Raw genomic sequence first — 15,946 nt, 5'->3', positions numbered from 1 at the left:
GAATTATGTCGAATGTATAGTTTATCCAACATCCGTTCCTATAATTAACGATAAAAATGTAATATTTATTTTCGGAAAATTAGCACTTTTTATTAGGGGGAGTTTCAATGAAGAAAACCACATCAACACTATTAAGTATGGCGCTCGTCTTTTCGAGCTTTGGAGCATTAAGCGCCCATGCTGAATCACTGCAAAAAGAGAAGCAATTTAGCCCACAGTTAAAAGCAAATATTGAACAATGGGGAGAAAACAAAATCGCGCAAAATGTTGAAACAAAAACATCAAAAGAAATTTCAGTTATTGTAGAATTGCAACATGCTCCACTCGCTTCACAAAGTAACATTCAACATGCTCCGGACCTACAAAATAGCAATGTGCAATCATACCATGCACAACTAAAAAAAGCACAAGAGGATACAACAAAGAAAATAAAAGAAAAAGCACCGAAAGCAACCATAAAAGAAACGTATAGTACGTTATTTTCTGGATTTTCTATTTCTATCCCAGGGGATCAAATTGCCGCTCTAGCTTCTTCACCTGAAGTAAAAGCAATTTATCCGAACTTAACATATAAATTACATGAAACGTCAAAAAGCCTAGCAGATCAAGAAACACCAAACGTTGGAGGCCCTACAGTTGGTGCACCTGAAGCTTGGAATTTAAAAGATCCGACTGGCAAATCCCTTGATGGAAAAGGGATGAAAGTCGCTATTATCGATTCAGGTGTCGACTATACCCATCCTGATTTACAAGCAAATTATATCGGTGGCTATGATACAGTCGATGAGGATAATGATCCGATGGATGGAAACGTTCACGGTACCCATGTTGCAGGAATTATTGCTGGTAACGGAAAAATAAAGGGGATTGCTCCGAATGCTTCTATACTTGCTTACCGTGTCATGAATGATGGTGGTACTGGTACGACCGAAGATATTATTCAAGGTATTGAGCGCGCTATTCAAGATGGTGCCGATGTTTTAAATCTATCTCTTGGTCAAGATTTGAATGTACCTGATCAACCTGTAACAATGACGTTAGAACGCGCAGCAAAACTTGGTGTTACTGCGGTCGTCTCAAATGGAAATGATGGACCAAAACCTTGGTCTGTTGACGCTCCTGGTAACGCAAGTAGTGTCATCTCTGTTGGAGCATCTACTGTTTCTATTCCATTTCCAACATTCCAAGTAGCTGGTTCCAATAAATCTTACCAAGGATTACCGTTATCAAAAGCAGATTTCCAAGTAGGGAACGATGCTCAGCTTGTATATGTTGGCTACGGTAATCCAAGCGATTACGCTAAACAAGATGTGAAAGGGAAGTTCGCCCTTGTTTTACAAGGAACTTCGAGCACGTTAGTAAAAGCAGAACAAGCGAAACAAGCTGGCGCTCTCGGCGTGCTACTAATTTCTAACGAAAAAGAAATTAATCTTATGCCCGAATATTTTGCACGTGAAGATGTAGCTCTTCCAGTTATGCAACTATCAAATACAAATGGCGAAGAGTTAAAAACTTTAATTACAAAACGAAAGAAAAATATAAAAATTGGACAACCAAAGCAAACAGAACTTATTGGTAACTTTAGTTCAAGAGGACCATCTCAAGGTAGTTGGCTTATAAAACCTGATATTGTTGCACCTGGAGTGAAAATTACTAGTACAGTGCCGGGAGGTGGCTATGAATCTCACAACGGGACAAGTATGGCTGCGCCGCAAGTAACAGGAGCTGTTGCCCTACTCCGTCAAATGCACCCTGATTGGACGACAGAACAATTGAAAGCAGCTCTTGCCAATACTGCAAAAACATTAAAGGATGTCAATGAAAATACATATCCTGTTATGGCACAAGGCTCTGGTTTAATTAACATTCCAAAAGCCGCTCAAACAGATGCATTAGTGAAACCTAACAATGTAAGTTTCGGTCTTATTAAACCTAATAGCGGTAAAGTGAAGTTAACACAAAATGTTACGTTACAAAATCTTTCTAACAAAAAGAAAAACTTTTCAACTCGTATTGAATTACTAGATACAAAAACAAAAGTCCAGACTTCTTTCTCTTCTTCTATTAGTATGAAACCTAATAGTAACATCGAAAAGCCTTTTACTATTACTGTAGATAGCTCCTTACCACAAGGTGTATATACAGGAAATCTATATGTAAAAGAGCAAGGGAAGACTGAAGAAATGCGTATTCCATTTACATTTAGCATCGATCCGAAAGAATACAAGCGTATTGATGGCCTTGAAATCGTTAATTCTACTTTCAGTCCAAATAATGACAAAATACTAGATGACAACCTGATCAATTACTATTTAGTTACACCAGTTGAGGATGTAACATTTCACGCTAATTTAATTACGAAAGACCGTGTAGCATATCAAGGCATGATACATCAAGGGAAAAATGAAACACCTGGTTATAAATCTTTCAAATGGAATGGTACGAAAACTGACGGATCTCCTCTACCTGATGGCTTATACCAAATCGAAGCTGTTGCTTCTAACTCTGGTGGAGAAACAAAGCAAACAGGAGCTGTATTTGTCGATCGTACTGCACCGAAGTTATCGTCTGAAGTAGATCAAGAAAACCTCGTAATTAGAGGGAAAGTAGATGATATACTTTTAGATTGGATGACAGAATCTGGATGGGTTGCTCCAGGACATCCAGTAACAATACAATATGAAATTAACGGAAATGGCGTGTGGGAAAGTGCGTTCCTGAACCCTTGGGAGAAAAGTTACGACATTTACTTCGATCGTAACCAATTACAACAAGGAAAAAATATAATTCATATTGTAGCAACCGATGCAGCTGGAAATAAATCTAATTTAAACGTCGATTTAGAAGTGAAATAATAAAATTATTGTTGACAAGCTTTTAAATATAGTTTTATAATACAAAACATAGTTTAGTTGAACGAATTATATATCGGCTTTGAAGGAATACTAGTAGCGACTTATATCCCTGTCTCAGAGAACTGATGGTTGGTGCGAATCAGTACATATACAAGCGTGAATTACAATTCTGGAGCTTCTTTCCCGTAATGCTTTTTATGCATGAAGAGAAAGACGGATCTTTCCGTTATCTTAAAGTAAGTGGTAAACAATTAATTGTTTACAAATAGGGTGGTACCGCGATTTTTATCGTCCCTATCGGATTTTCCGATAGGGGCTTTTTTGCGTCCTTCCCTTTTAAATAACTTCATATATACGCGTTGAAAGAATCGCAGTAGTATCTTGTATCCCTGTTTCAGAGAGCTAATGGTCGGTGGGAATTAGCACATATATAAGTACGAATTACAATTCTGGAGCTTCTTTTTCGTAGTGCTTTTATGCATGAAGGAAAAGACGGAATTTTTCCGTTATCATTAGTTGAGATGTAAGTATATTTTCACTTACAAATAGGGTGGTACCGCGATTTTTTCGCCCCTATCGGATTTTCCGATAGGGGATTTTTCTATTTCTCACGCAAACAGTTGTTAAAGAATTTCGAATGTTATGATAAAATTTTATAAGCGCTTACAATTCTGAAAGGAGGTGGTACAAGCTATACAAAACTGGTATTCATTTTTATAGAGAAAAAGGAGGACGTCTAAATGACAAAGAAAACAGAAATTCCATCACATTTAAAACCATTCGTATCCACACAGCATTATGATCAATACACACCGGTGAATCACGCTGTTTGGCGTTACATTATGAGACAAAACCATAGCTTCTTAAAAGATGTTGCTCATCCATCCTATGTCAACGGACTACAATCATCTGGTATTAATATAGATGCAATTCCAAAAGTAGAAGAAATGAATGACTGTTTAGCACCAAGCGGCTGGGGTGCCGTAACGATTGACGGACTTATTCCCGGCGTCGCATTCTTCGATTTTCAGGGGCATGGATTACTACCAATCGCAACAGATATTCGTAAAGTAGAAAATATCGAGTATACACCCGCTCCTGATATCGTTCATGAAGCTGCAGGCCACGCACCGATTTTGCTTGATTCTACATATGCAAAATATGTGAAACGCTTTGGACAAATTGGAGCGAAAGCTTTCTCCACAAAAGAAGAACATGATGCTTTTGAAGCCGTTCGTACATTAACGATCGTAAAAGAAAGCCCTACTTCTACACCTGAAGAAGTTGCAGTTGCTGAAAATGCTGTAATCGAAAAACAAAACTTAGTTTCTGGTTTATCAGAAGCTGAACAAATTTCACGTTTATTCTGGTGGACAGTGGAATACGGCTTAATCGGCAATATAAATGATCCGAAAATTTACGGTGCTGGTCTCCTTTCCTCTGTCGGTGAAAGTAAGCAGTGCTTAACAAACGCTGTAAAGAAAGTCCCATTCTCAATTGAAGCTTGCACCGGGACAACTTATGATGTAACAAAAATGCAACCACAGCTATTTGTTTGTGAATCATTTGAAGAATTGACTGAGGCCCTTGAGCAGTTCTCTACAACGATGGCATTTAAAACAGGTGGAACAGAAGGATTAGAAAAAGCAATCCGCTCCGAAAATCATGCTACAACTGAGCTAAGTAGTGGATTACAAATTACGGGTACATTTACAGAGACAATTAAAAATGATACTGGTGAAGTTATTTACACACGAACAAGCTCACCAACTGCATTAGCAATTCATAATAAACAACTAGCAAATCATTCTACATCTGTGCACAGCGATGGATTCGGGACACCAATCGGATTACTAGATGGAGATATTGCATTAGAAAATTGTACAGAAGAACAATTACAATCATTAGGCATTACAATTGGAAGCAGTGCAGAGTTTACTTTTGCAAGTGGCATTCATGTAAAAGGAACAGTAACAGACATTGTAAAGAATGATAAAAAAATTGCTCTTATCTCCTTTATAAATTGTGCAGTTACTCATAAAGATCGCTTATTATTTGATCCTTCATGGGGAGCATTTGATATGGCTGTCGGCTCACAAATCACTTCTGTATTCCCAGGAGCGGCAGATGCGGCTGCATTTTTCCCGATGAATGAAGAAGTACAAGAAACGCCTGATCCACTTGTACTGAATAAGCTTGAACGTATGTATCAAACAGTTCGAGATATACGTAACGATAGTATTTTACACGATACTCATACTGATCAATTAATAGCTATTCAAGAAGTATTAAATAAATTTTATCCGAAAGAATGGTTGCTTCGTCTTGAAATTTTAGAATTGCTTTTAGAACATAACAAAGGTCACGAAGCATCAGCAGCATTATTACAACAACTTTCTACTTTCACAACTGAAGAATCTGTAACACGTCTTATTAACAATGGTCTTGCGTTACTGCAGGTAAAGGATGTGAAAAATGATGCTACGATTAACTAATGAAGAAGTACAAGAGGAATTAACAAAGCTGGATAAATGGACAGTGAAAGATGAAAAATGGATTGAAAGAAAATATATGTTTTCCGACTACTTAAAAGGAGTCGAATTTGTCTCTGAAGCCGCCAAACTATCAGAAGAACATAATCACCACCCATTTATCCTTATCCAGTATAAAGCAGTCATTATTACTTTGTCATCATGGAATGCAAAAGGTTTAACGAAACTAGATTTTGACCTTGCAAAGCAATTTGATGACCTATTTTTACAAAATGAAAAAGCTATTATAAGAAAGTGAAAAAAGAGAAGCCTTTTTAGGCTTCTCCTTTCACTTTAAAATGTATACAATGTCCAAACGGATCCTTGGCCTGTAATATTCCATCTTTATACGTAGCAACTACGCCAATATATTTTAAACTTTCACACACTTGCTCTTTTTGTTTTTCATCTGCTAGTACAATTGTGAAATATTTCAAACCAACGGAATTTGGCATTTGTGGTGGTATACCTTCACCCTGCCATGTATTTAAACCGATATGGTGATGATAACCACCTGCTGATACGAACAACGCTCCATTACGAGCTGGAATCGTTACATCAAAACCAAGGCCATCAACATAGAAACGTTTCGCTTCTTCTAAGTCAGCTACATGTAAATGAATGTGCCCCATCACAGTACCAGCCGGGAACCCATTCCATGTACTTCCTTGCTGTAATAATCCTTCGCCGTCTAACGGGTTACTAACAAATGGTAGCTCTCCATTTTCATCATGCCAAACTTCTTTTTGGCGATCATGATAAATTTCAATCCCGTTTCCATCTGGATCAGCTAAATAAAGAGCTTCACTAAAGTAATGGTCAGCCCCACCATGTAATGGGTGTACTCTCTCAACAAAATGACGAAGAATATTTGCTAAGTCTTGTCTGTTTGGTAATAAAATTGCATAGTGATATAAACCAGTTCGACCTCTTTGCTTCGGAAGAGCGTCTTCCTTTTCTTCTATTATGAGAAGTGGCTCATTGTCCTCATTACCAAACGTAACGATTGTACTTTTTTCTTCCAGTACCTTCATACGCAATACTTCTGTATAAAACTCTAGCGATTTCTTTAAATTTGATACATATAAATGAACAACCCCAAGTGTTGTTTCGGGATGAAGTGGAAAGCCCATTTTGTTATACCCCCATTTTAATTAATTCTTCTTTAACATTTTCTCTTTTAAGAAATTATCTACAAAACCATTAGCTTTCGCAACAAATAAGTAAGCACCCATCGCTAATAATGCAAGTTCTAACTCAAATCCAGGATTCTTCCCGTCTCCTAACAAACCAGCTGACCATTTTACTTTCACAATCGCTCCAACCATAACAAGTGCAAATAATAAGCCAATATACCTTACGCCTAAACCTAGAATTAACAATAGACCTCCAACTAATTCAACTGTTGCTACACCGTATGCAAGTCCTCCTGGTAAACCAATGCTTGTAAACCACCCTGCAATATTGTCAATTCCTGATTGGAATTTTGTTAAACCGTGCATAAAGAACGTTACCCCTAACACGATACGAATAATTAAGTTACCAATATGTTGATTCATTTCTTTCTCTCCTTTATAGTTTTGTTATACAAAACTTTTATTTACATTACAAAACATACACTAATTATTTTTATTCGTCAATTCATTTTTCATGAGAAAAAATATTTTTTTTTTGCTATGATACAAATAGTTGTTTACAAAAAGGAGCATGATTTTATGAATATCGGTTCTGCGATTCGTGAAATTCGTCAACGTAGAGGAATTACGATTGCCCAAATTTGTGAAGGAACAGGTCTTTCTAAAGGCTTTATGAGTCAGGTTGAAAACAATAAAACATCACCATCTATCTCAACTTTAGAAATGATCGCTAATTTTTTAAATGTTCCCCTTCCATATTTATTGTTAGAACAAAAAGATCGTTTAAAAATTGTAAAAAAAGAAGAGCGTAAATACAGTGTGTATGGAAAAGATGAACAAAGAATTGAGCATGTTGCGGAGCAAGGTGGTCTCCGCCTATCTCTAGTAGAAATTTCTGCCGGATTCCCGAAAGAAAACTCACCAAATGCTCATGAAGGTGAAGAGTGTCATCTTGTATTACGCGGAAAACTAGAAGTTCAACATGGAGAAGATATTGCGATTGTAGAAGAAGGTGATTCTTTCTCTTGGAATGCATGCGTTCCTCATATTGTTCGCAATATAGGTGAAGAATCTGCATTATTACTTATCTCTAGTCATGCGGAAAATCGAAAACGTGTTTACTAAACGATAAAAAAGAAGCCTGTTTCGTAACAGGCTTCTTTTTTATTCCCTTATAATTCCATAACTCGTCCCAACTAGTACGGTCTTTTCATGTTGATTGCGATAAACTGACTCAATTGAAACTTTTTTATATCCTTCCATTTGCTCAATATTTGTTAAAGTTAATTCACAAGTAACCGTATCCCCTGTAAAAACTGGTCTAATAAACTCACTTACTAATTCCCTCGCTATGTAATGTAACTCTTCGCCTACTTTCGTCCCAATGCTAGCAGTCAATAAACCATGGACCATTAATCGTCCATTCTCATCATATTCCATATGATGTCTACCTTTATCGCCTGTAATATTTGCAAATTCAAAAACTTCTTCCTCGGTAAATCTTCTTTCGTATTTAAATATATCCCCAACTTTTACATTCATTTTTATCCCCCGTTTAATAAACTGAATTTTCTTTTATTTTATCACAAAATGAGTCTCAGTTCAGTTTATATTATTAAAATAGCAATCCTTTTTCTTTATTACCTTATAAGTTATCGATGCCCTTCCTCTTTTGCCACTTGATACCCATAGTACGCACATGTTCCATTTCTTGATAACTCTCTTACTTCAAAATCACAACTTCTATAAAAATCAAAATTGTTAGCGGACGTATGCGCAAACCAATCGCCATGCGGAAGCTTTTGTAAACAAAGAGCTACAAGTTTCTTACCTAACCCTTTCCCCCTATACTCACACTTCACAACTAAATTTACTATGTTAGCAACCATGATTTGATCAGAAATAACTCTAACCATCGCGACCATTTCTTCTTCATCCCAAATTGTGAAAGCCCATGTTGAATTTTCAAATGCAATCGTAAACTTTTCAATTTGCCAAGAAGGGATATTATCATTACTCCAGCCAGCATCTTCAAATAATGTCTTAATCGCATATGCTGGCACTCCATTCGTTCCTTCACGAATAATTAGTCCATTATGATAAATATACATGTAATCCCTCCCTTTATTTTTTATATACCATTCTCCAAAAAATGCAATTCACCTTTTTTCATCCAACCCGCTTAATGGAATAAACGAGAACATCCATCTCATGAAATGAAATTGTTTTCTCATAACTAAGCCCTGTTTTTCTAGCAACAAATATTGAAGCTGGGTGGTTCGGATTAATAAGTGAAATTAATTTATTCATTTGTAATGCTTGAAAACCATAGTCTCGAAATGCCGCCGCAGCCTCTTTCGCATACCCTTTCCCCCAATACTTAGGAAGTAGCCAATAGCCAATCTCAATTTCCTCTTTTCCATCTACCTTCTGCTTGACAAGTCCTGCATGACCAATTCTTATCCCTGTTTCCTTTTCAATCATTACAAATAAACCGAGACCATTTTTATAATTTGGAAGTACCCTCTCCTCCAAACTTTTTTTACATTGCATAAATGTTTTTAACGTTCCATTTCCAATATAGCGCATTACCTTCTCATCCCCCCATAAAGAAGCATAAAATGGTAAATCATCCATTGTATATTTGCGAAATTGTAAGCGATCTGTATGGAACACTCTTTTATTCACTCCCATCATTTTGAACCTCATTACATAACAACATATTTCAAACTACGTAAGTGTTGAATAATTCATATCAAGAAAGTTACCAAAAAGAAAGAAAATTCAATCTTATAAAAGTGTATTATATCAAAAAAAAGCAGTAGACAAAAGAGTGTCTACTGCATCCATATCATAACTAGTATAAAGAAAACTACAATTGAGGGGGTGTAGGATTTTCAAATATACTAGATACTTATCCCGTTCTAACGGGCGGTAAACCTTCCAATCCTTTGAGTGGAAAGTTTACCGCACATAAGAACTTTGCGGTCATTAAGAAAGCACTGTTAAGTACTCAAATACACGCTGAGCTTTTTCTCCACCCATTCGTGCATGTTGAAGAAGAGAGATGCCATGTGGGCCAGATGCACGTAATGCTTCTGGTTGTGCTACTAAAATGGCTTGTACGACTTCAAGTTCACCCAGCATAGCTGCTGCAAAAATATCCATCCGAGCTCCCTTTTCCAGTAAATAAAGAGCAATATCTTTACGGCCTACATGGGCCGCTGCTCCTAAGGCACTTTCCCAATCTGAGCCACCCCAATTATAAGAAGCATGAAGTAAGCTCGGTGATTCGGCCAAAAGCTCCTGTACTCTTTCTAGATCTCCGTGAGCTGCCATAACAAATTCCCTTACTAACTCAGTGGTAATACGCTCGTCTGTTTGCATCTCTCTTCTCCCTTTTCACAAATTCGTTTCGGTGTAAAAAATGGCTTGTCACTCCCTTGGAATATATCAACTTCAATTCCAAATACACGCTGAAACATTTGATGACATAGTACTTCTTCTGGTACGCCATCATACTGAATCTTCCCTTGTTTTAATACGAGTAAACGATCGCTATATTGAGCCGCTTGATTAATATCATGTAAAACCATTACAATCGTCATACCAAACTCTTCGTTTAATCGTTTAACAAGTTCCATTACTTCTAACTGATGGACGATATCTAAAAAGGTTGTTGGTTCATCTAATAGTAAGACATTTGTGCGTTGTGCAAGCGTCATTGCAATCCAAGCACGTTGCCTTTCTCCTCCTGATAAGGATTGTAAAAGACGATATTCATACCCTTCAAGCTTTGTAACAGACAATGCCCAATCAACAATTTCTTCATCTTCTTTATTTAAGCGACTACTCCATGATTTATGAGGACCTCTTCCGAACTCTATTAGTTCTTTCACTGTTAAATCTAATTGATGATCGTGCATTTGTGGTAACATCGCTAATTGCTTCGCTACATCTGCACTCTTCATCGTATAAATATTTTCCCCATCTAAAATGATGTCTCCTTCGCTTTGTTTAAGTAGCCGTGCTATTAAACGAAGCAAAGTAGATTTCCCCGATCCATTCGGACCGATTAAACTAACGATTTCTCCAGCTTTAATATGTACATTCATATTTTGCATTTGAAATCTTTCAGAATGTGCGTAAAACACTTTGTTAACGGAAATCACGTTGTTTTCCTCCTCTATGGATTAAATATAAGAAGAACGGACCACCTAAGAAGGACAATAAAATACCAACAGGCAATTCGATTGGATCGAACCAACTTCGAGCTATCGCATCCGCAAAAACAAGTAATATCCCACCGCCAAGGCATGATAATGGCAGTAAATATTTATAGTCATTTCCAACTAATAAACGTAACATATGCGGTACAACAAGACCGACAAATCCAATAAGACCAGAAACACTAACTGCTATTCCAGCTAACATTGTACTTACTACTATTAAATAAAACCGACTTCTTTCCACGTTATATCCTAATAATTTTGCCATTTCATCCCCAAGCATTAATACTCGAATATGTTTAATACCGAAGAAAGCTAATATAATAGCGAATATCGCATAGTAAATAATCATATTTAAATGTGCCCAACTAACACCACCAATACCACCAGCTAACCACGGTAAAACTGATTGTACTTTGTCGCTATGTAATAACATTAGCGCTGAAGTCGCTGCACCAATTAAGGCGTTTATTGAAACACCTACTAATACAATTCGTGAAGGTGGCGCCCCCTTTTGCCATGATAGTGCGTAAATGACCATTGCTGTAATAAAAGCTCCTAAAAACGCTCCTAGTGGTAAGAATGCCATATGTTGAGGAAATAAAATCATGATTATAATTGCTACAAGACCTGCTCCTGATGAAACTCCGATAATTCCAGGATCTGCAAGAGGATTTCTCATAACCCCTTGCAATAATGCTCCTGATGCAGCTAAACACGTTCCTACTATAAAACCAACGAGCACTCTCGGTATACGAAGATCCCATACAATTCGATGAACTGTCGAACCTTCATCTTGTATACCTTCTATAATGTCTCGTAAAGAAAAAGATAAGCTCCCTGCAAAAAGGCCATAAAAAAGACCTAGAACAGTTAATACGACTAAAGTAACTGTTATTATCCACCTTTTTCTCGCAAAAGGATGTTCCTTTTCTCTTACTATTTCACTACTCTCCATACTTATCATTTCCTTACATCTTGTATACTTTTATACATAAAGTCCATCGCTTCTGTAACTTTCGTCCCAGGATTTGATCCAAATAAATCTGGTGGTAAAATAACTACACGATTTTGTTTTACTGCATCTAAATTTTTCCATGCTTCATTTTTCATCATTTCGCCTTCAAATGCTTTTTTCACACTATTGGGATCTCCATGTGTAATTAAATAAATCACATCTGGATTTGCTTCAATAATACGTTCTACACTTAGCTGTGCATATTGCGGATACTCTTTCATTTCTGGAAAACTAGCTGCGATATTTTTCCCGCCTGTTTTTTCTAAAATATCCCCTGATAGAGATGTTGGTAATGCTGCTAAATAAGTGCCTGGTGCTCCATAAACTAGCAACGCTTTAACATCACTCTTTTTCTCATATTTCTTCATTTGATCATTAATTTTTTGGTTAAGCTCTTTTGCTTTATCTTCTTTCTTCATTACTGTTCCATACATTTCAATACCCTTTTGAATATCTTTTACAGAGTTGGCTGAAGAAATGATTACTTTTGTTCCTTGTCCTTCGACCGTTGGAATGTTCTTTTGGAATCCATTGTTAGCAACAAGTACATCCGGTTTTAAACTAGCAATTTGCTCAAAATTCGGTTGATGTGCATTCCCGATTACTTGTGCTTTCTTTAATTCCTCTGGGAGAGTTAATTTTGTATCAGGACGACCTACTATTTTTCCACCTAAAGCATGAATAATATCCATGTCTCCCATACTCAACGTAGCAAAACTTTCAGGAACTTTATTGAATGTTATCTTTCTGTCTGAGAGATCGGTAATTTCGATTTTGTCTGTTCCTTTGTCTGTTTTTGTTGCGGATGCTTTTTCGTTTTCTTTTGCACTGCAACCTATTAATAAGAAAAAAATAGATAAGATCGCTGTGAACAGCGTAATAGATTTGTTCATTCTTTCACCTCTAATTGATAATAATAATCATTAACTACTATTCCACTTTAATTGATAAGGATTATCATTGTCAATATAAAACGCATACATTTTCTACAAAAATGAAAAAACGCTACAAAAAGATTTCTTCTTTTCGTAGCGCCCTATTTAACAATTTTCTTCATATTCGCTCTCCTCTAATTGATCACGCATCGTTCTAACACGCTTAAAGAAGAAAAAAGCAAGAACTAAAAATACAATAATACTCCCCATCATAACAAAAGACTGTACCATACTTTTTATTCCACTTGGAATTAATAAACCGATCATTAAAAATGTACTTATAGCTAAAAGTACTTGTGCAAACCGGGTATAATCTGCTATTTTTTCTTGTAATTCTTTCATCTGCTTATCACTCCCATCCTCACTTTATCACATTCTATCAAGCTTAAAGACAAGTAAATAGAACCAATCTGGGAGATGTTTTCCAAAGTAAAAAAGAGCCACTTACTCGCGGCTCTTTTTTATCTATTATACGCCTTTATATGCTTCCATATAGATTTCTTTCAGCTCTGAAATGAGCGGTAATTTTGGATTAGCTGTTGTACATTGATCTTCAAAAGCTCTTTCTGCTAATAATCCAACAACCCCTTCAAATTGGTCTTTGGCCACTCCTTGTCCTGCAATACTCATATTTATATTTAAGCTTTTTCCAAGCTCAATAATTGCTTGGATGAGTGATTCCACACCTTCCGCTGTTGAGCTTGCTGGAAGCCCGAGCATTCTCGCAATATGTGCATAGCGTTCATCAGCCACAAAGTGCTCATATTTTGGGAACAATGCGTGTTTTCTTGGCTTAATAGCATTGTAGCGAACTACGTGCGGCATAAGAATTGCATTCGCACGTCCATGCGGAATATGGAATTCCGGTCCAATTTTATGCGCTAAACTATGATTAATACCTAGGAAAGCATTTGCAAATGCCATCCCTGCGATTGCGGAAGCATTATGCATTTTTTCTCGTGCTTCTTCATCATTTCCATTTTTATATGCTCTCGGTAAATATTTAAATACGAGATCAATTGCTTTTAATGCTAAACCATCAGTATAGTCATTTGCCAGAACAGACACATACGCTTCAATTGCATGTGTTAATACGTCCATACCAGTATCTGCCGTCACATGAGGTGGTACTGTCATTACAAATTGCGGATCAACAATCGCTACATCTGGTGTTAATTCATAATCCGCAAGCGGGTATTTAATATTATTTTTCTTATCTGTAATAACCGCAAATGGCGTCACTTCTGATCCCGTCCCTGATGTTGTTGGAATGGCAACAAATTGTGCTTTATTTCCCAAGTTCGGATACTTACATGTACGTTTTCTTATATCCAAAAACTTCTGTTTTATTCCATAGAATGTCGTTTCTGGGTGCTCATAGAATAACCACATCCCTTTTGCTGCATCCATAGCTGAACCGCCACCAAGCGCGATAATTACATCTGGTTTAAAGCTTTTCATCATGTCCGCACCTTTAAATACAGTTTCATCTGATGGATCTGGCTCAACTTCAAAGAAAACTTCAACTTTCACATCATTTGCATGCTTACGTAAATAGTGCGTAACTGTATCTACATAACCGTGCTCAACCATCCCTGGATCCGTTACAATAAATGCGCGGGAAATGTTAGGCATGTTTGCTAAATATGCTGTCGCATGTTTTTCAAAATAAATTTTGGGTGGTAATTTGAACCACTGCATATTCTTTTTTCTATTTGCCAACCTTTTTATATTTAATAAATGAGTCGCCGTTACGTTTTGGGAAACTGAGTTTTTCCCGTAGGAGCCACAACCAAGCGTAAGTGATGGAATAAATCCATTATATATATCACCAATTCCACCTTGTGATGAAGGTGCATTTACAATGAGACGGCAGGCTTTCATACGTAACCCAAATTGTTTTTGTACTTCTTTATTTGTAGAATGGATAACCGCTGAATGCCCTAGGCCACCAAGCTCTAACATTTCTTCGCAATATGTAAATCCTTCTTCTAATGAATTTGCTTTTACACAAGCTAACACTGGGCTCAGTTTCTCACGAGATAGTGGATACGCTGCTCCGATGCCTTTAATTTCAGCTACAAGCATTTTTGTATGTTCAGGTACAGTAATTCCTACTAATTCAGCAATATACTGTGCTGATTTCCCAACAATATCACTATTTACTGCACATGTATTTTCATTAATAACAAGCTTTTCTAATTTCTTTCTCTCTTCCTCTGTTACAAAATAACAATTATTTGCAATCATTTCTGCTTTAACATCATTATAGATTTCCTTATCTACAATGATGGCTTGTTCTGACGCACAAATCATACCGTTATCAAATGTTTTCGATAAAATCAAATCATTAACAGCACGTTTTACATGTGCCGATTTCTCTATATAACATGGTACATTACCTGGCCCTACACCTAGCGCGGGTTTACCAGTAGAATAAGCCGATTTCACCATACCAGCCCCTCCAGTTGCTAGAACGAGTGCGACACCATCATGGTTCATTAATTGTTTCGTTGCTTCCACAGAAGGTCTTTCAATCCATTGAATACAATGCTTTGGTGCACCAGCTTTCACTGCTGCATCATATACTGTTTTTGCCGCTGCAACGGAACAGTTTTGTGCAGAAGGATGAAATGCGAAAATAATTGGATTTCTCGTTTTTATCGCGATTAATGCTTTAAACATTGTTGTCGATGTTGGGTTCGTTACTGGCGTTACCCCAGCTACTACACCGACAGGTTCTGCGATTTCTATTATTTCTTCATGAGGATCTTCATGAATAATTCCTACCGTTTTATCTTTCTTTATACTATGCCAAATATATTCAGTGGCAAAAATATTTTTAATGCATTTATCTTCATATACGCCACGGCCCGTTTCTTCAACAGCCAACTTCGCAAGCGGCATATGTTGATCGACACCCGCAAGCGCCATTTCATGAACAATGTTGTCAATTTGCTCTTGTGTAAAACTTTCTAATGCTTGTAAAGCTTTTTGACCGTTATCTACTAACGTATCAATCATCTCTTTTACCTCTTGCATTTCATTTACAACTTTCTCTTTGACTACCATGTAAATTTCCTCCTATTCTGCTATCTTGGACTTCATAAGTCCCTATAGGTCATAAAAAGTCCCGATTAGCGTAAAAAAATAGAGTTACCTTCCTACATGAATCTCATTGTTTGTGAAACATTTCACAAGTTTGTTCGTGAATAATATTTCATGAATTTAATATACATGAA

15 protein-coding genes and 2 other annotated features are annotated in these 15,946 nt (G+C 36.8%); of the genes, 4 read left to right on the top strand and 11 right to left on the bottom strand.

Annotated features, from left to right (window positions below; translation table 11 throughout):
- Nucleotides 1–107: 107 nt before the first annotated feature.
- The 3 genes from AC0IXC_RS09925 to AC0IXC_RS09915 all read left to right on the top strand — a co-directional run bounded on the left by AC0IXC_RS09925 (nucleotide 108) and on the right by AC0IXC_RS09915 (nucleotide 5,645).
- Nucleotides 108–2,855, top strand: coding sequence for a S8 family serine peptidase (locus AC0IXC_RS09925; RefSeq protein WP_471652854.1), 2,748 nt, complete (start codon nucleotides 108–110; stop codon nucleotides 2,853–2,855).
- Between the two features lie 70 nt (nucleotides 2,856–2,925).
- Nucleotides 2,926–3,154, top strand: a binding site (T-box leader).
- A 51-nt stretch (nucleotides 3,155–3,205) separates the two neighbouring features.
- Nucleotides 3,206–3,433, top strand: a binding site (T-box leader).
- Between the two features lie 162 nt (nucleotides 3,434–3,595).
- Complete coding sequence (locus tag AC0IXC_RS09920) at nucleotides 3,596–5,350, top strand: aromatic amino acid hydroxylase (RefSeq protein WP_131246316.1); 1,755 nt, start codon at nucleotides 3,596–3,598, stop codon at nucleotides 5,348–5,350.
- Complete coding sequence (locus AC0IXC_RS09915; RefSeq protein ID WP_002143198.1) at nucleotides 5,331–5,645, top strand: 4a-hydroxytetrahydrobiopterin dehydratase; 315 nt, start codon at nucleotides 5,331–5,333, stop codon at nucleotides 5,643–5,645. Before AC0IXC_RS09920 ends, AC0IXC_RS09915 begins: the two co-directional genes overlap by 20 nt.
- Before the next feature lie 16 nt (nucleotides 5,646–5,661).
- Here the strand turns inward: AC0IXC_RS09915 and AC0IXC_RS09910 are convergent, their stop codons facing one another.
- Both AC0IXC_RS09910 and AC0IXC_RS09905 read right to left on the bottom strand, forming a co-directional pair.
- Nucleotides 5,662–6,519: a VOC family protein gene (locus AC0IXC_RS09910; RefSeq protein WP_002015247.1), complete on the bottom strand. Its 858-nt coding sequence runs from the start codon at nucleotides 6,517–6,519 to the stop codon at nucleotides 5,662–5,664.
- Nucleotides 6,520–6,540: 21 nt separating this feature from the next.
- Entirely contained in the window at nucleotides 6,541–6,945 is a 405-nt protein-coding gene (locus tag AC0IXC_RS09905) for a DoxX family protein (RefSeq protein ID WP_002015248.1), read from the bottom strand.
- 156 nt (nucleotides 6,946–7,101) lie between these two features.
- Between AC0IXC_RS09905 and AC0IXC_RS09900 the strand changes: the two genes are divergently transcribed.
- Complete coding sequence (locus tag AC0IXC_RS09900; RefSeq protein ID WP_002015249.1) at nucleotides 7,102–7,647, top strand: helix-turn-helix domain-containing protein; 546 nt, start codon at nucleotides 7,102–7,104, stop codon at nucleotides 7,645–7,647.
- Between the two features lie 39 nt (nucleotides 7,648–7,686).
- Here the strand turns inward: AC0IXC_RS09900 and AC0IXC_RS09895 are convergent, their stop codons facing one another.
- The 9 genes from AC0IXC_RS09895 to adhE all read right to left on the bottom strand — a co-directional run bounded on the left by AC0IXC_RS09895 (nucleotide 7,687) and on the right by adhE (nucleotide 15,776).
- Nucleotides 7,687–8,064 (bottom strand): hotdog family protein, encoded by a 378-nt coding sequence (locus AC0IXC_RS09895; RefSeq protein ID WP_002015250.1) that lies wholly within the window; start codon nucleotides 8,062–8,064, stop codon nucleotides 7,687–7,689.
- Between the two features lie 110 nt (nucleotides 8,065–8,174).
- Nucleotides 8,175–8,633, bottom strand: a complete 459-nt coding sequence (locus AC0IXC_RS09890) for a GNAT family N-acetyltransferase (protein WP_002129190.1) — start codon at nucleotides 8,631–8,633, stop codon at nucleotides 8,175–8,177.
- A 58-nt stretch (nucleotides 8,634–8,691) separates the two neighbouring features.
- A complete protein-coding gene (locus AC0IXC_RS09885) occupies nucleotides 8,692–9,219 on the bottom strand; it encodes a GNAT family N-acetyltransferase (protein WP_002145659.1) in 528 nt (175 codons plus the stop codon).
- A gap of 294 nt (nucleotides 9,220–9,513) precedes the next feature.
- Entirely contained in the window at nucleotides 9,514–9,909 is a 396-nt protein-coding gene (locus tag AC0IXC_RS09880) for an ankyrin repeat domain-containing protein (RefSeq protein WP_002129192.1), read from the bottom strand.
- The gene (locus tag AC0IXC_RS09875) at nucleotides 9,876–10,694 is read right to left on the bottom strand and encodes an ABC transporter ATP-binding protein (protein ID WP_002129193.1); all 819 of its coding nucleotides are present in this window, start codon (nucleotides 10,692–10,694) and stop codon (nucleotides 9,876–9,878) included. The genes AC0IXC_RS09880 and AC0IXC_RS09875 overlap by 34 nt, the downstream gene beginning before the upstream one ends.
- Nucleotides 10,681–11,709, bottom strand: coding sequence for a FecCD family ABC transporter permease (locus AC0IXC_RS09870; RefSeq protein WP_002015259.1), 1,029 nt, complete (start codon nucleotides 11,707–11,709; stop codon nucleotides 10,681–10,683). Before AC0IXC_RS09870 ends, AC0IXC_RS09875 begins: the two co-directional genes overlap by 14 nt.
- Nucleotides 11,710–11,714: 5 nt before the next feature.
- Nucleotides 11,715–12,662, bottom strand: a complete 948-nt coding sequence (locus AC0IXC_RS09865; RefSeq protein WP_002015260.1) for an ABC transporter substrate-binding protein — start codon at nucleotides 12,660–12,662, stop codon at nucleotides 11,715–11,717.
- A gap of 147 nt (nucleotides 12,663–12,809) precedes the next feature.
- Nucleotides 12,810–13,046, bottom strand: coding sequence for a YrhC family protein (locus AC0IXC_RS09860; protein WP_002034123.1), 237 nt, complete (start codon nucleotides 13,044–13,046; stop codon nucleotides 12,810–12,812).
- Nucleotides 13,047–13,172: 126 nt separating this feature from the next.
- On the bottom strand, nucleotides 13,173–15,776 hold the full coding sequence (gene adhE / locus AC0IXC_RS09855; RefSeq protein WP_326996624.1) for a bifunctional acetaldehyde-CoA/alcohol dehydrogenase: 2,604 nt from the start codon (nucleotides 15,774–15,776) through the stop codon (nucleotides 13,173–13,175).
- Between the last annotated feature and the right edge of the window lie 170 nt (nucleotides 15,777–15,946).

The organism is Bacillus sp. AC266 (assembly GCF_979253805.1).
The sequence above is the reverse complement of the archived record's forward strand: the minus strand, read 5'-3'. Positions and strand labels throughout refer to the sequence as shown.